16 protein-coding genes are annotated in these 18,791 nt (G+C 72.2%); 8 read left to right on the top strand and 8 right to left on the bottom strand.

Annotated features, from left to right (window positions below; all coding sequences use genetic code 11):
- Window positions 1-7 precede the first annotated feature (7 nt).
- From ACFYZY_RS18290 to ACFYZY_RS18280, 3 genes are all read right to left on the bottom strand, one after another.
- Window positions 8-352 (bottom strand): hypothetical protein, encoded by a 345-nt coding sequence (locus ACFYZY_RS18290; RefSeq protein WP_388694972.1) that lies wholly within the window; start codon window positions 350-352, stop codon window positions 8-10.
- Window positions 353-456: 104 nt separating this feature from the next.
- A complete protein-coding gene (locus ACFYZY_RS18285) occupies window positions 457-1,764 on the bottom strand; it encodes a M18 family aminopeptidase (protein WP_388694970.1) in 1,308 nt (435 codons plus the stop codon).
- Window positions 1,765-1,986: 222 nt separating this feature from the next.
- The gene (locus tag ACFYZY_RS18280; protein ID WP_388694967.1) at window positions 1,987-3,816 is read right to left on the bottom strand and encodes an acyl-CoA dehydrogenase; all 1,830 of its coding nucleotides are present in this window, start codon (window positions 3,814-3,816) and stop codon (window positions 1,987-1,989) included.
- Window positions 3,817-4,056: 240 nt separating this feature from the next.
- Between ACFYZY_RS18280 and ACFYZY_RS18275 the strand changes: the two genes are divergently transcribed.
- From ACFYZY_RS18275 to ACFYZY_RS18265, 3 genes are all read left to right on the top strand, one after another.
- On the top strand, window positions 4,057-4,542 hold the full coding sequence (locus ACFYZY_RS18275) for an SseB family protein (protein WP_388694965.1): 486 nt from the start codon (window positions 4,057-4,059) through the stop codon (window positions 4,540-4,542).
- 148 nt (window positions 4,543-4,690) lie between these two features.
- Entirely contained in the window at window positions 4,691-5,653 is a 963-nt protein-coding gene (locus ACFYZY_RS18270; protein ID WP_388694963.1) for a pirin family protein, read from the top strand.
- A gap of 177 nt (window positions 5,654-5,830) precedes the next feature.
- Window positions 5,831-6,895 (top strand): AI-2E family transporter, encoded by a 1,065-nt coding sequence (locus ACFYZY_RS18265; RefSeq protein ID WP_388694961.1) that lies wholly within the window; start codon window positions 5,831-5,833, stop codon window positions 6,893-6,895.
- A gap of 142 nt (window positions 6,896-7,037) precedes the next feature.
- Here the strand turns inward: ACFYZY_RS18265 and ACFYZY_RS18260 are convergent, their stop codons facing one another.
- Window positions 7,038-9,143 (bottom strand): SpoIIE family protein phosphatase, encoded by a 2,106-nt coding sequence (locus ACFYZY_RS18260; protein ID WP_388694959.1) that lies wholly within the window; start codon window positions 9,141-9,143, stop codon window positions 7,038-7,040.
- A gap of 146 nt (window positions 9,144-9,289) precedes the next feature.
- On the opposite strand from ACFYZY_RS18260, the gene aspS reads away from it, so the two are divergent.
- Window positions 9,290-11,113, top strand: a complete 1,824-nt coding sequence (gene aspS / locus ACFYZY_RS18255) for an aspartate--tRNA ligase (protein WP_388694957.1) — start codon at window positions 9,290-9,292, stop codon at window positions 11,111-11,113.
- 122 nt (window positions 11,114-11,235) lie between these two features.
- Here the strand turns inward: aspS and ACFYZY_RS18250 are convergent, their stop codons facing one another.
- The 3 genes from ACFYZY_RS18250 to ACFYZY_RS18240 form a co-directional block, all read right to left on the bottom strand.
- Window positions 11,236-11,493, bottom strand: coding sequence for a hypothetical protein (locus ACFYZY_RS18250; protein WP_388694955.1), 258 nt, complete (start codon window positions 11,491-11,493; stop codon window positions 11,236-11,238).
- Between the two features lie 222 nt (window positions 11,494-11,715).
- Entirely contained in the window at window positions 11,716-12,792 is a 1,077-nt protein-coding gene (locus ACFYZY_RS18245) for a helix-turn-helix domain-containing protein (protein WP_388694952.1), read from the bottom strand.
- Between the two features lie 332 nt (window positions 12,793-13,124).
- Complete coding sequence (locus ACFYZY_RS18240; RefSeq protein ID WP_388694951.1) at window positions 13,125-13,556, bottom strand: ATP-binding protein; 432 nt, start codon at window positions 13,554-13,556, stop codon at window positions 13,125-13,127.
- A 162-nt stretch (window positions 13,557-13,718) separates the two neighbouring features.
- Here ACFYZY_RS18240 and ACFYZY_RS18235 point away from each other — a divergent pair, with 162 nt between their 5' ends.
- The gene (locus ACFYZY_RS18235) at window positions 13,719-14,558 is read left to right on the top strand and encodes a helix-turn-helix domain-containing protein (RefSeq protein WP_388694948.1); all 840 of its coding nucleotides are present in this window, start codon (window positions 13,719-13,721) and stop codon (window positions 14,556-14,558) included.
- Window positions 14,559-14,754: 196 nt separating this feature from the next.
- On the top strand, window positions 14,755-15,093 hold the full coding sequence (locus ACFYZY_RS18230) for a DoxX family protein (RefSeq protein ID WP_388694945.1): 339 nt from the start codon (window positions 14,755-14,757) through the stop codon (window positions 15,091-15,093).
- Window positions 15,094-15,166: 73 nt separating this feature from the next.
- On the opposite strand, the gene metG is transcribed toward ACFYZY_RS18230, so the two are convergent.
- A complete protein-coding gene (gene metG, locus ACFYZY_RS18225) occupies window positions 15,167-16,774 on the bottom strand; it encodes a methionine--tRNA ligase (protein ID WP_388694942.1) in 1,608 nt (535 codons plus the stop codon).
- Between the two features lie 178 nt (window positions 16,775-16,952).
- Here metG and ACFYZY_RS18220 point away from each other — a divergent pair, with 178 nt between their 5' ends.
- Together ACFYZY_RS18220 and ACFYZY_RS18215 are read left to right on the top strand one after the other, a co-directional pair.
- A complete protein-coding gene (locus tag ACFYZY_RS18220; RefSeq protein WP_388694939.1) occupies window positions 16,953-17,606 on the top strand; it encodes a response regulator transcription factor in 654 nt (217 codons plus the stop codon).
- Window positions 17,603-18,736, top strand: coding sequence for an ATP-binding protein (locus tag ACFYZY_RS18215; RefSeq protein WP_388694937.1), 1,134 nt, complete (start codon window positions 17,603-17,605; stop codon window positions 18,734-18,736). The genes ACFYZY_RS18220 and ACFYZY_RS18215 overlap by 4 nt, the downstream gene beginning before the upstream one ends.
- The last annotated feature ends 55 nt before the right edge of the window (window positions 18,737-18,791 follow it).

Below are 18,791 nucleotides of genomic sequence, written 5' to 3'. Positions count from 1 at the left end.
CGGGGGGTCAGCGGACGATCCCCTGGTTCCTGGACGGGCGTCCGGCGGCCGCGTCCAGGCACCCCTCCACCCAGGCGGCCGGGTCGTGGACGGCCCGGTCGCCGCCCGCGCCGTCCCGCTCCATGCGCGCGCACTCCCCGTCCAGCAGCGCCTTCGTCCGCGTCCCGTCCACGTCGTACCCGCGGATGCGGGACGCCTGGACGAAGCCGCCCTCGTAGGCGATGTCCGTGGCCCACGGGGGCCGCTGGTCGTACTTCGCGACGAGCAGCCCCGCCCCGGTCAGGGCGAGGAGGACGGCGGCGACGGCGAACGGGACGAACTTCCGCGGCGGCGGACCCTCATGTCGGTGCATGGGGACGAGCCTGCCGGGCGGGACCTTTCGCGGATGTTTCGCGAAGGGCCCGCCCGGGAGCGTCCTCGCCGGGGGCGGGGAGCCCGGCCGGGCGCGGGCGGGCCTCAGCCCTCCAGGAACGCCACCAGCGCGTTCGCGAGGAGGTACGGGTCCTCCGTGCCGCACAGTTCGCGGGCGCTGTGCATGGAGAGGATCGCGACGCCGATGTCCACGGTGCTGATGCCGTGGCGGGCGGCGGTGATCGGGCCGATCGTGGTGCCGCAGGGCATGTCGTTGTTGGAGACGAAGGTCTGCCAGGGCACCCCCGCCTTCTCGCAGGCGGCGGCGAAGACGGCCCGGCCGCTGCCGTCGGTGGCGTACCGCTGGTTGACGTTCACCTTGAGGATCGGGCCGCCGTTGACGCGCGGGTGGTGCGTCGGGTCGTGGCGCTCCGCGTAGTTGGGGTGGACGGCGTGGCCGGTGTCGGAGGAGAGGCAGACGGTGCCCGCGAAGGCGCGCGCGCGGTCCTCGTAGGAGCCGCCCCGCGCGTGGACCGAGCGCTCCAGGACGTTGCCGAGGAGGGGGCCCTGCGCGCCGGTGTCGGACTCGGAGCCGTTCTCCTCGTGGTCGAAGGCGGCGAGGACCGGGATGTACGGGAGGTCGTCGCGGCCCGCGAGGGAGGCGAGCGCGGCGGTGGCGGCGTGGACGGAGAGCAGGTTGTCCATGCGCGGCCCGGCGAGGAGTTCGCGGTCGCGGCCCAGGTAGGCGGGGGCCTCCACGGCGTGGACCATCAGGTCCCAGCCGGCGACGTCGTCGGCGTCGACGCCGGCCTCGGCGGCGACGAAGGAGATCAGGTCGCCCTCGTGGACGTCCCCGGTGCCCCAGACGGGCTGCATGTGGCGCTGGCGGTCCAGCTTGAGGCCGTCGTTGGCCCCCCGGTCGAGGTGGATGGCGAGCTGCGGGACGCGCAGCAGCGGCCGGTCGACGTTGACGAGGTGGTGGCCGCCGTCGCGGAGGGTGAGCCGCCCGGCGAGGCCCAGGTCGCGGTCGAGCCAGGTGTTGAGGAGGGTGCCGCCGTAGATCTCGACGGCGACCTGCCGCCAGCCCTGGGAACCCATGTCGGGCCGCGGCTTCACGCGCAGGTTGGGCGAGTCGGTGTGGGCGCCGACGATCCGGTACGGGGTGTGGGGAGCGGCGCCCTCCGGCACGTACCAGGCGATGATCGCGCCGCCGCGGACCACGTACTTCCCGCCGCTCGTCGCGTCCCAGGCCGCGGTCTCCTCGACCTGGCGGAACCCGGCCTTCTCCAGCCGTTCGGCGGCGTTCGCCACCGCGTGGTACGGCGAGGGGGAGGCGGCCAGGAAGTTCATCAGGTCGTCGGTGTGCCCGCGGTCGAAGGGGCCGGTGGTGGTGCGGGAAGCTGCGCTGCTCATGGGTTCACCTTACGCAGGGCCCGGGACGCGGGGGCGGGCCCCCGGGCGCGGCCCGGCCCTCCCGGGACCGGCCGTGCGGCGCGGGGGCGGGCCCCGGGCGGCCGGGCGGGCCCGGAACCCGGCGGCCGCGCCCGTGAACGGCGGGAACGGCCCGCCCCCTCCCCGGGGACGGGCCGTTCCTGTGCTGGACGGGGATGTTCCGGTCGCCGCGGAGAGCGGGTCCTAGAACGCGGCCTCGTCCAGGTCCATCAGCGAGCCGTCGACGGCCTCGGCGAGCACGCGCTCGGTGGAGACGCCGGGCAGGACGTTGGCGGCGAAGAACTTCGCGGCCGCGATCTTGCCCTGGTAGAAGGCGGCGTCCTTGCCGGAGGCCCCAGCGGCCAGCTTCTCGGCGGCCACGGCCGCGCCCTTGAGGAGCAGGTAGCCGACGACCACGTCGCCGGAGGCCATCAGGAGGCGGGTGGTGTTGAGGCCGACCTTGTAGATGTTCCTGACGTCCTCGCCGGTGGCGGTGAGGTCGGTGAGCATCGCGCCGACGATGCCCTCCAGGTCCACGGCGGCCTTGGCGAGCGCGTCGCGGGCGCCGGCCAGCTCCTCGCCGCCGGTGCCGACCGCGAGGAACTTCTTGATCTCCTCGGCGAGCGCGTTCAGGGAGGCGCCCTGGTCGCGGACGATCTTGCGGAAGAAGAAGTCCTGGCCCTGGATGGCCGTGGTGCCCTCGTAGAGGGTGTCGATCTTGGCGTCCCGGATGTACTGCTCGACCGGGTACTCCTGCAGGAAGCCGGAGCCGCCGAAGGTCTGGAGCGACTGGGCGAGCTGCTCGTAGCCCTTCTCGGAGCCGTAGCCCTTCACGATCGGGAGCAGCAGGTCGTTGAGGCCGTGCAGCGCCTTGGTGTCCTCGCCGGCCGCTTCCTTGATCGCGATCTCGTCCTGCACGGAGGCCGTGTAGAGGACGAGGGAGCGCATGCCCTCGGCGTACGCCTTCTGCGTCATGAGCGAGCGGCGGACGTCGGGGTGGTGCGTGATGGTGACCTTGGGCGCGGCCTTGTCCATGAAGTTGGCCAGGTCGGTGCCCTGGACGCGCTCCTTGGCGTACTCCAGGGCGTTGAGGTAGCCCGTGGAGAGGGTGGAGATCGCCTTCGTGCCGACCATCATGCGGGCGAACTCGATGATGAGGAACATCTGGCGGATGCCGTCGTGCTTGTCGCCGATCAGCCAGCCCTTGGCGGGGTGCTTGTCGCCGAAGGTCATCTCGCACGTGTTGGACGCCTTGAGGCCCATCTTGTGCTCGACGTTGGTGGCGTAGACGCCGTTGCGGGCGCCCAGCTCGCCGGTCTCCCAGTCGAACTCGTACTTCGGGACGAGGAAGAGGGAGAGGCCCTTGGTGCCGGGGCCGGCGCCCTCGGGGCGGGCGAGGACGTAGTGGAGGATGTTCTCCTCCATGTCGTGCTCACCGGAGGTGATGAAGCGCTTGACGCCCTCGATGTGCCAGGAGCCGTCCTCCTGCTGGACCGCCTTGGTGCGGCCGGCGCCGACGTCCGAGCCCGCGTCGGGCTCGGTGAGGACCATGGTGGAGCCCCAGCGCTTCTCGACGGCGATCCGCGCGACCTTCTTCTGCGCCTCGTTGCCCTCGTTGTAGAGGATGCCGGCGAAGGCCGGGCCGGAGGAGTACATCCAGATGGCCGGGTTCGAGCCGAGCAGCAGCTCCGCGTAGGCCCAGATCAGGGAGCGCGGGGAGACGGTGCCGCCGATCTCCTCGGGGATGCCCAGACGCCAGTACTCGGACTCCATGAAGGCGTCGTACGACTTCTTGAAGGAGGCCGGGACCGGCGCGGTGTTGGTCTCCGGGTCGAAGACCGGCGGGTTGCGGTCGGCGTCGGCGAAGGACTCCGCGAGCTCGTTCTCGGCGAGGCGGCGGATCTCGTCGAGGATGCTCTTGGCGGTCTCGACGTCCATCTCCTCGAACGGACCGGTGCCGTACACCTTGTCGCGCCCGAGGACCTCGAAGAGGTTGAACTCGATGTCGCGGAGATTCGACTTGTAGTGCCCCATGGCGACGGCTCCGTAAGGCTCGGGGAGGGAGGTTCCTCGTACACGTACCAGCAAGTAGCAAAAAGCTCTCTCCGATGATGCTACCCGTCGGTAATAAGGGCAACCCCTGGCGGGCATCTGTGACGCGCCTCGCCCGCCCCTCCCGCCCCGCGGGCCCCCGGCGCCCCACCGGTCCCACCCGGCCGGGCGGGCGGGGCCGCGGGGCCCCGGCGCGGCGCCGTCGCTCGCTAGGCTGGGGCCATGTACGGATACGGCCAGCACGCAGACGGTGGTACCGCCCAGCAGCAGTACATCCCGCCGCAGCAGGGCGGCATGGAGGGCGGTGCGCAGGGGTACGGGCACCAGGCCCCGCTCTACCCCGAGCCCTCGCCCCCCTCCCTCGCGGACGCGGTGCGCGCCTTCACCACCGGAACCCTGGCGGCCGAGGACTTCCAGCAGATCTTCGCGACCTCCAAGGTCTACTGCCCGCGCGGCGACAACCCGGGTTTCCTGGCCCTGCACAACACCCAGCACCCGGTCATCCCCATGTTCACGTCCCTCAAGGAGCTGCGGCGGTACGCGGGCAAGGAGTCGAAGTACTTCGTGATCACCGGGGCCGAGGTGATCGACCTGCTGCCGACCGGCTACGGCTTCGTCCTCGACATGGAGGGCGACCACCGCATGGTCTTCGACGCGAAGGCCGTGGAACAGATGGTCGACTTCGCGATGCGGCGGATGTACGGCTGACGCGGCCGGAAGGCCGTACGGCCGGCGCGGGCGGTCCGCGCGGAGGGCGCCCGGGAGGAATTCCTCCCGGGCGTTCCGCGTTCCCGGTGGCAAGAAGTTCACTGTTCAACTAAAGTGGACGCGCAAGGTCCCCCAAGGAGGTCCCGCCATGCCCGCCGTGACTGTCGAGAACCCGCTCACCCTGCCGCGCGTCGCCGCCCCCGCCGACGCCCCGGCCCGCCCCGTGCTCGCCGTGACCACGGCCCCCTCCGGCTTCGAGGGAGAGGGCTTCCCGGTCCGCCGGGCCTTCGCGGGGATCAACCACCAGTACCTCGACCCGTTCATCATGATGGACCAGATGGGTGAGGTGGAGTACGCGCCCGGTGAGCCCAAGGGAACCCCCTGGCACCCGCACCGCGGCTTCGAGACCGTCACCTACATCATCGACGGGACCTTCGACCACCAGGACTCCCAGGGCGGCGGCGGCACCATCACCAACGGCGACACCCAGTGGATGACCGCCGGCGCCGGCCTCCTCCACATCGAGGCCCCGCCGGAGTCCCTGGTCGTCAGCGGCGGGCTCTTCCACGGCCTCCAGCTCTGGGTGAACCTGCCGGCCAAGGACAAGATGATGGCCCCCCGCTACCAGGACATCCGCGGCGGCCAGGTCCAGCTGCTCACCTCTCCCGACGGCGGCGCCCTGCTCCGCGTCATCGCGGGCGAGCTGGACGGCCACGAGGGCCCCGGCGTCACCCACACCCCGATCAGGATGATCCACGCCACCCTGCGCCCCGGCGCCGAGATCACCCTCCCCTGGCGCGAGGACTTCAACGGCCTCGCGTACGTGCTCGCCGGACGCGGCTCCGCCGGTGCCGAACGGCGCCCGGTCCACACCGGCCAGACCGCCGTCTTCGGCAAGGGCGGCACCCTGACCGTGCGCGCCGACGAGAAGCAGGACGGCAACACCCCGGACCTGGAGGTCGTCCTCCTCGGCGGCCGCCCGATCCGCGAGCCGATGGCCCACTACGGCCCGTTCGTCATGAACACCCAGGCCGAACTGCGCCAGGCGTTCGAGGACTTCCAGGCGGGCCGCCTCGGCACGGTCCCGGCGGTGCACGGGATGGGGGAGTAGGAACGCGGGAACGGAGACCGTACGGGACCGGGACGCGCGCCCCGGCCCCGTACGGCCGTCCCGGGTCCGCGCGACCGTTACGACGTCCCGGGTCGGCGCGGCCGGTACTGACGCCCCCTCACCCGTACGGGCCGTCAGCGCGCGACGGCGCGCCGGGGGGCGTGGTCCGGTGGTCGGGTGCAGACGACCACCGGACCGCTCCTTCCCGAACCCGCCCGCCGGACCGCCGCCTGGTGCGCCGTCCTGCTGCTCGTCACCGGAGTCGCCGCCGTCGCGATCTGGCTGTGCTTCACCTTCAGGACGGCCGTCACGCCCGTCCTGCTCGCGATCCTCGGCACCGCCCTCCTCGGCCCGCTCCACCGGCGCCTGCTGCGGATGAAGGTGCAGAAGTCCCTCGCCGCCGGGCTCACCGTCCTGGCCGTCCTCGCGGTCGCCGGCGGCGCCGCGTACATCGTCGTCGCCGCCCTCGTCGACACCGGCGACCAGATCGTCGCCTCGCTCCGGCGGGCCGCCCAGGACATCGCCCGGCACTTCGGCGTGGTCGGGACCTCCCTCGACGACCTCGGCGGGAACGCCGGGACCCTCCTCAAGAAGTTCGGCGGGACCGCCGCCTCCGGGGTGCTCTCCGGGATCAGCGTCGTCGGCCACGTCATCGCCACCGCCGTCCTCGCCCTGTTCCTCGTCTTCTTCTTCCTCCGCGACTCGGACCGGGCCGCCGGGGCCCTGCGCTCCCTCGCCCCCGGGGAGACCGGCGACGTCGTCGAGGCCATGGCGCGCCGGGCCTTCGAGGCCGTCCAGGGGTTCATGCGGGGCACGACCCTCATCGCGCTGGTCGACGCGACCCTCATCGGCGTCGGGCTGCTCGTCCTGCGGGTGCCCGGCGCGGTCGGGCTCGCGGCGCTCGTCTTCGTCACCGCCTACATCCCGTACCTCGGCGCCTTTCTCTCCGGGGCGGTCGCGGTCCTCGTCGCCCTCGCGGACCGGGGCTTCGTCATCGCCCTGTGGGCGCTCGGCGTCGTCCTCGCCGTCCAGGTCATCGAGGGGCACCTGCTCCAGCCCGTGGTGCAGAGCAGGACCGTCCACATGCACCCGGCCGCCGTGATGCTGACGATCACGGCGGGCGCGTCCGTCGCGGGCATCCTGGGCATGCTGCTCGCCGTCCCCCTGACCGCCGCCGCGACGGGCATCCTGGGGGAGCTGCGCGGCCGGTACGGGGCGGACCACGGCCCGGACGGGACCTGAGGGACGGCTCCGGACCGGCCGTTCCCGGACCCGCCGGCTCCGGACTCACCGACTCCGGACCGACCGTTCCCGGACCCACCGGCTCCGGGAACCGGGCCCGCCTCCCCCTCCGGGGCCCGACGACGAGCCCCTACTCCTCCTCCTACTCCACAACCGTCTCGCTCAGCTCGAACCAGATCGCCTTGCCCTCGCCGCGCGGATCGACGCCCCACGCGTGCGCCAGCATCTCCATCAGGAGCAGGCCGCGCCCGCTCGACGCCATCTCGCCCGGCCGGCGCCGGTGGGGCGGTTCGTCGCTCGTGTCGGAGACCTCCACGCGCAGACAGCGGGAATCCTCGCCGCAGGAGACCTCCGCGACCATGAGCGCGTCGCCGTCCGTGTGGACCAGGACGTTGGTGACCATCTCGGAGACCATCAGGACCGCCGAGTCGACCTGGTCCCCGTCCGTCCAGTCGTGCAGCAGCTGCCGCACCTGCTCCCGCGCCTCCGCGATCCGTTCCGGCTCCGCCTGGGCGATCGTCATCAGGGTGCGGCGCGGGGGCTCCCGTACGGTGACGGCGGGGCGGCGGGAGAGCAGCAGGAGGGCGATGTCGTCCTCGCGCCGGTCCGCGAGCGGGCCCGTGGTGTGGTGCGAACCGGGACCGTGGACGGCCTCCACGAGGGTGTCGGCGAGGGTCTCCAGGTCCTCGCCGTCGTGGGACTCCAGGATCTTCCTGACCCGTTCCCAGCCGCTGTCCAGATCGTGCCCGCCGGTCTCCAGGAGGCCGTCGGTGCAGACCATCAGGATCTCGCCCGGGTCCAGGGTCACCCGGGTGGTGGGGTAGTCCGTGTCGGGAACGATGCCGAGCGGCAGACCGCCGGCCGTCGGCTTGAGCAGAACCGTTCCGTCATTCATCCGCACCGCCGGCTCGGGATGCCCCGCCCGCGCGATCTCCACCGCCCCCGTCTCCAGATCGACCTCCAGGTACAGACAGGTCGCGAAGCGCGGACCGCCCTCCCCGCCCCCGTCCTCCCCGCCCGTGATCCCGTACAGGAAGCGCGAGGCGCGCGAGAGGACCGCGTCCGGCCGGTGGCCCTCCGAGGCGTACGCGCGCAGGGCGATCCGCAGCTGCCCCATCAGGCCCGCCGCCCGCACGTCGTGCCCCTGGACGTCCCCGATGACCAGGGCGATCCGTCCCGTACCGGCCCCGTCCGCGCGGGCGCTGCCGCCGGGCAGCCGGATCATGTCGTACCAGTCGCCGCCCACCTGGAGCCCGCCGCCGGTCGGCACGTACCGCCCGGCGACCCGGACGCCGGGCACCCCCGGGCCCAGGACCGGCATCATCGTCCGCTGGAGGCCGAGCGTCAGCTCGCGCTCCGACTCGGCCACGCCCGCGCGCGCGAGGGCCTGCGCCAGCATCCGCGCCACCGTCGTGAGCACCGAGCGCTCGTCGGGCGTGAAGGCCACCGGGTGCTTGAAGGCGGCCATCCAGGCCCCCATCGTGCGCCCGGAGACCACCAGCGGCAGGAAGGCCCAGGAGCGGCGCCCGAATCGCCGGGCGAGCGGCCACGTCGTGGGGTAGCGGCTCCGGTAGTCCTCCGGGGCCGGCAGGTAGATCGCCCGTCCCGTGCGCACCACCTCCGCCGCCGGGTAGTCGGTGTCCAGCGACATCGAGGTGAAGAGCTCCTCGTCGCCCTGCCGCTGCCCGTGGTGCCCGGTGACCGTCAGCCGGTCGCCCGCGACCCCGAAGACGGCGAGTCCGTCCGGCGAGAAGCCGGGCATGGAGAGCGAGGCGGCCACCCGCAGGACCTCGGCCGTCGACCGCGCCTCCGCCAGCGCCCGGCCGGCGTCGAGGAGGAACGCCTCCCGGGAGCGGCGCCAGTCGCCGGTCACCGGGGTGCGGGCGGCGGTGCCCGGCGACTGCTCCGCGACCTCCTGGAGCGTGCCGACGAGCTGGTAGTCGTCCCCCTCGACCAGCGGCTTGGAGCGGCTCCGCACGGTACGGATCACCCGGCCGTGCTCGTCCATGACCCTCAGCCGGGCCTCCGCGAGGGTGCCCTCGGCGACGGCGAGCCCCACCACGCCGTCGATCTCGTTCCAGTCGACGGGGTGGAACCGGGAGCGCACGGCCGCCTCGGTGAGCCGCGCGGGCTCGGCGGGCAGCCCGAGCAGCCGGGCCGCCTCCGCGTCGAGCGAGACGATCCCGGACGCGTTGTCCCAGCGCCACAGACCGGTCGCGATCGCGGCCAGGACGTCCTCGGTTCGCATTGCCCCACTTTATGAAGAGGTGACCACGGGCCGCCACCGCCGGTATTCGAAAAGCGATCATGGCCCGGCCGGTACGCTGGAAACCTTGACGCTGTCCTTGAAGCCGTCAAGGTTTCCACCGAATCCCGAAGACTGGATGAACGACGATGCATCGGTACAGGTCCCACACCTGCGGCGAGCTCCGCGCCTCTGACGTCGGCACCGACGTCCGGCTGAGCGGCTGGCTGCACAATCGGCGCGACCTGGGCGGCATCCTCTTCATCGATCTGCGCGACCACTACGGCATCACCCAGCTCGTCGCCCGCCCCGGCACCGCCGCGTACGACGCGCTCGACAAGCTGACCAAGGAGTCGGTCGTCCGGGTCGACGGCAGGGTCGTCTCGCGCGGCGCGGAGAACGTCAACGCCGAGCTGCCCACCGGTGAGGTCGAGGTCGAGGTCGCGGAGGTCGAGGTCCTCGGCGCCGCCCAGCAGATCCCCTTCACCATCAACGCCGACGACGGCGTCAACGAGGAGCGGCGCCTGGAGTACCGCTTCCTCGACCTGCGCCGCGAGCGCATGCACCGCAACATCATGCTGCGCTCGGCGGTCATCGCGTCGATCCGCTCCAAGATGGTGGCCCTCGGCTTCAACGAGATGGCGACCCCGATCCTCACCGCGACCTCCCCCGAGGGCGCCCGTGACTTCGTCGTCCCCTCCCGCCTGAACCCGGGCAAGTTCTACGCGCTGCCGCAGGCCCCGCAGCAGTTCAAGCAGCTCCTGATGATCTCCGGCTTCGACCGGTACTTCCAGATCGCGCCCTGCTTCCGCGACGAGGACGCCCGCGCCGACCGCTCGCCGGGCGAGTTCTACCAGCTCGACGTCGAGATGAGCTTCGTCGAGCAGGAGGACGTCTTCCAGCCGATCGAGAAGCTCATGACCGAGCTGTTCGAGGAGTTCGGCGGCGGCCGCCACGTCACCTCGCCGTTCCCGCGCATCCCGTTCCGCGAGTCGATGCTGAAGTACGGCAACGACAAGCCCGACCTGCGCACCTCCCTGGAGCTGGTCGACCTCACCGACGTCTTCGCGGACTCCGGCTTCAAGGCGTTCGCGGGCAAGCACGTCCGCGCCCTGGCCGTCCCGGACACCGGCGACCAGCCGCGCAAGTTCTTCGACTCCCTCGGCGACTACGCCGTCTCCCTCGGCGCCAAGGGCCTGGCCTGGGTCCGCGTCGGCGAGGGCAACGCCCTGACCGGCCCCATCGCCAAGTTCCTCACCGAGGACGACGTCGCGGTCCTCACCGAGCGCCTGGGCCTGAAGCCCGGCCACGCCGTCTTCTTCGGCGCGGGCGAGTTCGACGAGGTCTCCAGGATCATGGGCCCGGTCCGGGTCGAGGCCGCCAAGCGCGCCGGCCAGTTCGAGGAGAACGTCTTCCGCTTCGCGTGGATCGTGGACTTCCCGATGTACGAGAAGGACGAGGAGACCGGGAAGATCGACTTCTCGCACAACCCGTTCTCGATGCCGCAGGGCGGCCTGGAGGCCCTGGAGACCCAGGACCCGCTGGACGTCCTGGGCTGGCAGTACGACATCGTCTGCAACGGCATCGAGCTGTCCTCGGGCGCGATCCGGAACCACGAGCCCGAGATCATGTTCAAGGCGTTCGAGATCGCGGGCTACTCGAAGGAGACCGTCGAGACCGAGTTCGCGGGCATGCTCCGCGCCTTCCAGTTCGGCGCCCCGCCGCACGGCGGCATCGCCCCGGGCGTGGACCGCATCGTCATGCTCCTCGCGGACGAGCCCAACATCCGCGAGACCATCGCCTTCCCGCTCAACGGCAACGCCCAGGACCTCATGATGGGCGCCCCCACGGAGCTGGAGGAGACCCGCCTGCGCGAGCTGAACATCCAGCTGCGCAAGCCGGTCGAGAAGCCGTCCGCGAAGACGGAGGACCGCCCGGTGACGGACGCGGTCCACCCGGACGCGGCGCGGTAGCACCACCCGCTCGTGCGAAGGGCCCGGAACCCCCAGCGGGTTCCGGGCCCTTCCCGTGTTCCGGCCCCGGGTGCGTCGCTCGTCACCGTGCGCTCCCGGACCCTTCCGTCCGCCCGCCGGGACTACTCCTCCGCGAAGACCTCTTCGGCCGTGGCGGCCGTGACGGCGCGGGCCAGCCAGCCGCGCAGCGTCTCGGGGTCGTCGCAGCCGGTGACGCGGGCGCGTACCTCGTCGGACACGTCGAGGCCGCGCTGCTCCAGGACCAGCAGTATGGCGTCGGCGGCCGCCTGGGCGCGTCCTTCGGCCTTGCCCTCGGCCCGGCCTTCGTCCCGGATCTCTTCGGCGAGGTACGACTTGCAGAAGGAGAGGTCCACGGCCACCAGAGTCCTCCAGAGGTCCCGGGCCGGGCGCTGTCGAGCAGCAGGAGGGTGTCGACGCGGCGCTCGACCGGCCGCGTCCCGGTGAGGTCGTTGGGCAGGACGACCGCCTCGACGGCGTCCGGGAGGGGAAGTCCCAGCACGTCCTTCAGACGGCTGAAGAGGTGGAGATCGTGCCGGAAGATGTGGTGCATCGCTTCGTGCGGTGGATTGACCACGGGGTTCCTAGGGGTGTGGGGCCGGAGCCGGTCGGGTGCGACAGGCGCCGCAGGTTCCGGGCTCGGGGGCGCGGTGGGCGCGGTCGCAGACGTCGCAGTTCTGGAGGGGGTGCTTGGGGGGCTCCGGGCGCCCGGGGGCGAACGGCGGCAGGGGTGGGAGCCGGGCCGTCAGGCGGTGGGCCAGGAGGGCGGCCGGGCGGCGCAGAGGTTCCGGGGGCAGGGCGGTGGTCAGGGCGCGGTGGACGTCCTCGGGGGTGAGGTCCCGCTCCAGCCAGGCGGCGACGCCCGGGAGGAGGTGTTCGGCGTCCGTGGCGGAGATCAGGAGCCGGGGGTCGGTTCGGCGGAGGCCCGAGAGGACCCCGAGGGCGGTCCGGAGCAGGTCGGGGGTGGCGTACACCGGCTGCGGCACGGCGGGCAGGGCGGCGCGGCGCGGTTTCCCGTCCTCGCGGTGAGCGGTGTGCCGAGGTTCCGGAGCGTTCTCGCGGTGGGTGGGGTGCCGGGGGGCCGGAGCGTTCTCGCGGTGGGTGGAGTGCCGTGGGGCCGGAGCGTCCTCGCGGTGGGCGGGGTGTCGGGGGGCCGGGGTGTCTTGGCGGTGGGCGGGGTGCCGGGTCTCGGGCGCGTCCTCCCGGGGGGTGGGTCCCCGTAGGGGTTCCGGCGCGGTCCGCCGTTGGGCGGGGCGCCGGGACGCCGGCTCCTGCGGGGTGCGGGTCCGGCCCGGCTGGTTGCAGAACACCGTGCGGGTGACGATGTGTCCTTCCCGCGTGCGTTCCCGGGTCCGGCGCAGGTAGCCGTGGACCTCCAGCTCGCGCAGGGCGCCGGCGATCCGGGTGGCCCCCTCCGGGAAGCGCGCGGCGAGGTCCTTGATGCCGACGGGGGTGCCGTCGGGGAGCGACTGGATGTGCACGCCGAGTCCGATGGCGACCAGCGACAGGGCGTCGTGCTGGGCGAGGTGGTTGCCGATCACCGTGAAGCGGGTGGTGTGGCGGACGCTCTCGTGGATGACGCCACCGCGGCACGTAGCGGACTTCTTCCAGCTGTTGCGGGACGAAGCGTACGTGCGCGCGCTAACCTGCTGAGTACCCATCGGGAAGCTTGTACCTTCCTTGGTGGTCAGGCCCTCGCCTTTGGGACTCCACTCCCGGCGAGGGCCGACGCATGTCTGAGGCCGGCTGTCATATGCCGGACGCGCTGAGCGTAGATCAGGCAACCCCTCCCAAAGCCAGCGTTGTTGGCGCTTTTCACCCGCGCGAGTGAGTGCGTGGTCGTGTGCGTGCGTGCCCGGACGTGCGGGGCCCGTCCGGGTGGGAGGAGGGGTGGGGCTTGGTGGGTTCCTTTCTCCCGTCGTTCCTTGAGGAGACCGCCCGGCCCACCGGATCCCACGTTCCCGGGATCCGGTGGCCGGCCCGTACACGCAGGTCAGGGGTGGGGGAGAACGAGTTCGGCCCATACGGTCTTCTGCGGTACGGGGCCGAGATCGACTCCCCACCGAGCGGTCAGCACCTCGACCAGGAGCAGCCCGCGTCCGCCGTCCCCGTCCGGTGGGGCCGGCCGGAGGTGGGGGAGGGCGTCGGACCGGGTGTCCGTCACCTCGACCCGGAGCACCCCGGCCGAGAGCCGGATCGCGAGACGGAAGTCCCGTCCCCCGACCCGGCCGTGGGTGACCGCGTTCGCCGCGAGTTCGGCGACGACCTGTGTGGCGTTCTCGGCCGCGCCGTACGGAAGTTCGAGGTCCCGCAGCCACTCGGCGGCGAGCAGCCGGGCGAGCCGGGCGCCGCGCGGCGTGGACGACAACAGGAGGCCGAAGTCGCGGGCGGGGGAGGGGGCTTGGGTGGTGTTCTTCTGGTTCACGTCACCGAGCGTGGCCGCCCCTGGCTACCGTGAACAGTGACTCCACCGGTACGTAGGGTGACTGTCCGGAGCTTGTCCACCGCTGTCCGGACCTGTCCGAACCGCGTCACGGGTGGAAGCGGGCGCAGTTGGACTGGACGGGAGCAGGCGGAGGGGAGCGGGATGGCGGCGAGGGAAGTCACCTGGGAGGTCGATCAGGATGATGAGCGGGGGATCGCAGTCATCAACGCCGTGGGGCGCCAGCTGAGGTTGCGGCGTCAGGCGGTGGGGGTACGGGCCGCCGAGTTCGCCCGTGCGGTCGGTTACGGCGAGGACATGATCTACAAGATCGAGGGTGGGAAGCGGATTCCCCGTCCCGAGTTCCTGGACAAGGCCGACGAGGTGCTGGGGGCGAACGGGCTCGTCTCGGCGATGAAGGAGGACGTGGCCAAGGTCGGCTACCCGAAGAGGGAACGGGCCTTGGCGAAGCTGGAGGCCCGGGCGGTGGAGATGCAGCTCTACGACCCGCTCAACATGCACGGCCTGCTCCAGACACCCGAGTACGCGCGCGGCCTGTTCCTGATGCGGCGCCCGGTGTATACGCAGGACGAGGTGGAGCACTACACGGCGGCGCGTGTGGCACGCAAAGCGGTGTTCGAACGTGATCCCGCGCCCGAGATCAGTTTCGTTCTGGAGGAATGCACGCTCCGCCGTCCGCTGGGCGGCCGGGCCGTCTTGCGGCGCCAGATCGAACACCTTCTGGAAGTGGCCGAGTTGCGCCACGTCGAAATCCAGGTGATGCCGCTGGACCAGGTGGAACACGTGGGTCTGTCGCTGGTCGAGGTGATGAAGTTCGAGGACGGTACGGCGATCGGGCGATCGTCCGACGTGTCCGGCGGAAGGCCGATGACCGACCTGCGGCGGCTCCGTCTCCTGGAGCTGCGCTACGGCATTCTCCGGACTCAGGCACTCACTCCCGGTGCGACCGTCGGCGCCCTGTACCGATTGCTGAAAGAGACATGATGCCCAGCGCGTCTCCGCCCGGCCGTGGAAGGCCCCCGGCTCGCGGTGGGCCCCGGCGCATGGGCCGGGTTCGTGGCGTACGCGGCCGGCGGCTGAAGAAATTTTTCCGGGGGCGGTCACACTTCCCCTCCGGGCTCCGTCAGTGAGGTGTCCGCCCCGGCCGGGGCGGGTGCCGGAACACACGAAGGAGCCCGCCATGTCCACCACCGCCACCGTCGTCACCGCCGTCGCCGCGTTCATGGCCGGGTTCTCCGGGGTCGCGGTCCTCGTGAGGGCCGGGTTCGTCGTCGGGCCGCTCGCCGCGTACGGGGTGCCCCGGAGCTGGTGGAACCCGCTCGGGGCCGCCAAGCTCGCCGGGGCCGTGGGCCTGCTCGTCGGGTACGCCGCACCGGTGGTCGGGGTCCTGGCCGCGGTCGGGCTCGTCCTGTACTTCGCCGGGGCCGTGGTCACGGTCCTGCGGGCCCGCGCGTACGGCCACGTGCCCTTCCCGCTGGTCTACATGGCGCCCGCCGCGGCCGTCCTCGCCCTGGTGTGAGGCGCGTGCGCACGGCGAAGGCCGCCGCCCCGTGCGTACGGGTGCGGCGGCCTTCGTCACGACAGCGGGGCCGTCAGTCCTTCTTCGGGTCCTCCAGGCGCGGGAACAGCACCGCGCCCTTCGTCACCGTCGCGCCCGCCGGGAGCTGCCCCCACGTGGCGGAGGACCGCACCGGCTGGTCGGCCAGGGCGCCCAGGGACGCCTCGGCGCCCAGGGAGTCCCAGAGGGCCTGGGACGTCTCCGGCATGATCGGGTTGAGCAGGACCGCGACCGCGCGCAGGGACTCGGCGGCCGTGTAGAGGATCGTGGCGAGGCGGGCGCGGCCCTCCTCCGACTCGTCCTTGGCGACCTTCCACGGCTCCTGCTCCGTGATGTAGCCGTTGACCTGCTTCACGAAGTCGAAGATCGCCAGGATGCCGGCCTGGAAGTCCAGTTCCTCGCCGATCTTCGCGTCGGCCGTCGCGACGGCCTTCGCCAGGCCGTCGTGGACGGCCTTCTCCGCGTCGCCGTCGGCCGCCGACGCCGGCAGCACGCCGCCGAAGTACTTGCCGACCATGGCCGCCACGCGGGACGCCAGGTTGCCGTAGTCGTTCGCCAGCTCGCTCGTGTACCGGGCGGTGAAGTCCTCCCACGAGAACGAGCCGTCCTGGCCGAAGGCGATCGCCCGCAGGAAGTACCAGCGGTACGCGTCCACGCCGAAGTGCGAGGTCAGGTCCTGCGGCTTGATGCCGGTCAGGTTCGACTTCGACATCTTCTCGCCGCCGACCATCAGCCAGCCGTTGGCCGCGATCCGGCCGGGGACCGGCAGGCCCTGCGCCATCAGCATCGCCGGCCAGATCACCGCGTGGAACCGCAGGATGTCCTTGCCGATGAGGTGCACGTCCGCCGGGAAGGTCGCGTCGAACTTCGCCTGGTCGGCGCCGTAGCCGACGGCCGTCGCGTAGTTCAGGAGCGCGTCGATCCACACGTAGATGACGTGCTTCTCGTCCCACGGCACCGGGACGCCCCAGTCGAACGTCGAGCGCGAGATGGAGAGGTCCTCAAGGCCCTGCCGGACGAAGTTCACGACCTCGTTGCGGGCCGACTCGGGCTGGATGAAGCCCGGGTTCGCCTCGTAGAACTCCAGGAGCTTCGGGCCGTACGCGCTCAGCTTGAAGAAGTAGTTCTCCTCCTTGAGGATCTCCACCGGCTTCTTGTGGACGGGGCACAGCTTCGTGCCGTCCTCCGTCTCGATCAGGTCGCCGGGGAGCTTGTACTCCTCGCAGCCCACGCAGTACGGGCCCTCGTAGCCGCCCTTGTAGATCTCGTCCTTGTCGTACAGGTCCTGCACGAACTCCTGGACGCGGTCGGTGTGACGCTTCTGCGTGGTGCGGATGAAGTCGTCGTTCGCGATGTTCAGGTGCTCCCAGAGGGGCTTCCACGCCTCTTCCACGAGCTTGTCGCACCATGCCTGGGGCGTCACGTCGTTCGCCTCGGCCGTGCGCATGATCTTCTGACCGTGCTCGTCCGTGCCGGTGAGGTACCACACCTTCTCGCCGCGCTGACGGTGCCAGCGCGTGAGCACGTCGCCTGCGACGGTCGTGTAGGCGTGGCCCAGGTGAGGAGCGTCGTTGACGTAGTAGATGGGGGTCGTGACGTAGAACGCCTTCGTCCCTTGCTTCTCGGTTCCAGTGGCCGCCATGGCCGAAATCCTAACGGCCCCGTGAAGATCCACTCACATCCTTAAACCGGCGCGGGGCCGGGGAACGGGAGCCGGGGCCGAGCGCGGGGGACGGGAGCCGGGAGCCGGGGCCGAGCGCGGGGGACGGGAGCCGGGGGGCGGGTCCGGGCGCCGGGACGGCCCGGGGAAGATGGAGGACATGCGCGTACTGGTGGCGGAGGACGAGCGGGACCTCGCGGGGCTCGTCGCCACCGGCCTGCGGCGGGCCGGTTTCGCCGTCGACACCGTCCACGACGGCGAGGACGCCCTGGAACGGCTCGGCCTGTACGCGTACGACGTCCTCGTCCTCGACCGCGACCTGCCCCGCGTCCACGGCGACGAGGTCGCCCGGCGGCTCGTCGCGGACGGCTCCCGCACCCGCATCCTGATGCTGACCGCCGCCACCGCCGTCGAGGACCGCGTGGAGGGGCTCGACCTCGGCGCCGACGACTACCTCGGCAAGCCCTTCGAGTTCCCCGAGCTGGTCTCCCGGGTCCGCGCCCTGCGCCGCCGCTCCGCCCGCCCCCTGCCGCCGCTCCTCGAACGGGGCGGGCTGCGGCTGGACACCGTCCGGCGGACCGCCACCCGCGACGGGCGCGACCTCGGCCTCTCCCCGAAGGAGTTCTCCGTGCTCCAGATCCTCCTGGAGGCCGACGGCGCGGTCGTCTCCGCCGAGGAACTGCTCGAACGCGCCTGGGACGCCCACGCCGACCCCTTCACCGGAGCCGTGCGCGTCTGCATGAGCAAGCTGCGGGCCAAGCTGGGGGAGCCCCCGCTGATCGGCACCGTGCAGGGCGTGGGGTACCGGCTGTGAGCCCGTCCGGCGGTTCCCCGGGTGCTTCCGGCGGCCGGGAGGACCGCTCCGGTCCCGGCGTCCGGGACCCCTACCTCGGCTCCGGGTCCACCATCCGGACCCGGATCGCCCTCGTCTACGGCGGCGCCTTCCTCGTCCTCGGCGCCGTCCTCCTCCTCGTCGTCAACCTGCTCGTCCTCGCGGGGACCGCCTGGGCGACCGACGCGATCGTCTCCCACGCGGACGGCACCGGCGGGGTGGAGGCGTACCGGCTCGGCGACGACATCGGCCGGGCGGCGGCCGAACAGATGCTCATGTGGTCCTGCCTGGCCCTGCTCGTCACGGCCTGCTGTGCCGTCGTCGTCGGGTGGTGGACCGCCGGGCGCGTCCTGCGGCCCGTGCACGAGATGACCGCCCGCGCCCGCCGCCTCTCCGAGCGGAACCTGCACCAGCGGCTCGCGGTGCGCGGGCCCGACGACGAGCTGAAGGAGCTGGGCGACACGATCGACGCGCTGCTCGGACGCCTGGAGACGGCCTTCGACAGCCAGCGCCGCTTCATCGCCAACGCCTCCCACGAGCTGCGCACCCCGCTCGCCACGCAGCGCGCCGCCCTCCAGGTCGGCCTGGACGGGGACGGCGACGTGCGGCGGATCCTCCTCGACACCAACCGGCACAGCGAACGCCTGCTCGACGGCCTGCTCCTCCTCGCCCGCAGCGAGCGGGGCCTCGCGGAGAAGGAGGACGTCCCCCTGGCCGAGGTCGTCGCGGAGGAGTACGAGGACGTCGTGGTGGGGGACGGGAGCGGCGTCGTCCGGGGGAGCCGGGTGCTGCTCGGGCAGCTCGTGCGGAACCTCGTCGCGAACGCGGTCGCGTACAACGTCCCCGGGGGCACGGTCGGCGTACGGGTGGACGGCGGCGTCCTGACCGTCGTCAACACCGGTCCCGTGATTCCCCCGGACGAGGTCGAAGCCCTCTTCGAACCCTTCCGGCGGGGCGAGGGACGGGACCGGATGGGGCCCGGCGCCGGGCTCGGGCTCTCCATCGTCCGGTCGATCGCCGTCGCCCACGGGGGGAGCGCGACGGCGACCGCCCGGAGCGCGGCCGAGGGCGGCGGGCTCGTGGTGACGGTGAGCCTGCCGGTCGGCACCTGACCCGGGCGGCCACCGTCACCACGACGGGATCGGCTCAGACCAGGATCTCGACGCC

This window comes from Streptomyces sp. NPDC001744 (assembly GCF_042892575.1).
In the GTDB taxonomy this organism is placed as follows: domain Bacteria; phylum Actinomycetota; class Actinomycetes; order Streptomycetales; family Streptomycetaceae; genus Streptomyces.
The sequence above is the reverse complement of the archived record's forward strand: the minus strand, read 5'-3'. Positions and strand labels throughout refer to the sequence as shown.

Coding starts and splice junctions, on each gene's coding strand:
- ACFYZY_RS18290 (WP_388694972.1), bottom strand. CDS start 352: ATGCACCGACATGAGGGTCCGCCGCCGCGGAAGTTCGTCCCGTTCGCC.
- ACFYZY_RS18285 (WP_388694970.1), bottom strand. CDS start 1,764: ATGAGCAGCGCAGCTTCCCGCACCACCACCGGCCCCTTCGACCGCGGG.
- ACFYZY_RS18280 (WP_388694967.1), bottom strand. CDS start 3,816: ATGGGGCACTACAAGTCGAATCTCCGCGACATCGAGTTCAACCTCTTC.
- ACFYZY_RS18275 (WP_388694965.1), top strand. CDS start 4,057: ATGTACGGATACGGCCAGCACGCAGACGGTGGTACCGCCCAGCAGCAG.
- ACFYZY_RS18270 (WP_388694963.1), top strand. CDS start 4,691: ATGCCCGCCGTGACTGTCGAGAACCCGCTCACCCTGCCGCGCGTCGCC.
- ACFYZY_RS18260 (WP_388694959.1), bottom strand. CDS start 9,143: ATGCGAACCGAGGACGTCCTGGCCGCGATCGCGACCGGTCTGTGGCGC.
- aspS (WP_388694957.1), top strand. CDS start 9,290: ATGCATCGGTACAGGTCCCACACCTGCGGCGAGCTCCGCGCCTCTGAC.
- ACFYZY_RS18245 (WP_388694952.1), bottom strand. CDS start 12,792: ATGGGTACTCAGCAGGTTAGCGCGCGCACGTACGCTTCGTCCCGCAAC.
- ACFYZY_RS18235 (WP_388694948.1), top strand. CDS start 13,719: ATGGCGGCGAGGGAAGTCACCTGGGAGGTCGATCAGGATGATGAGCGG.
- ACFYZY_RS18230 (WP_388694945.1), top strand. CDS start 14,755: ATGTCCACCACCGCCACCGTCGTCACCGCCGTCGCCGCGTTCATGGCC.
- metG (WP_388694942.1), bottom strand. CDS start 16,774: ATGGCGGCCACTGGAACCGAGAAGCAAGGGACGAAGGCGTTCTACGTC.
- ACFYZY_RS18220 (WP_388694939.1), top strand. CDS start 16,953: ATGCGCGTACTGGTGGCGGAGGACGAGCGGGACCTCGCGGGGCTCGTC.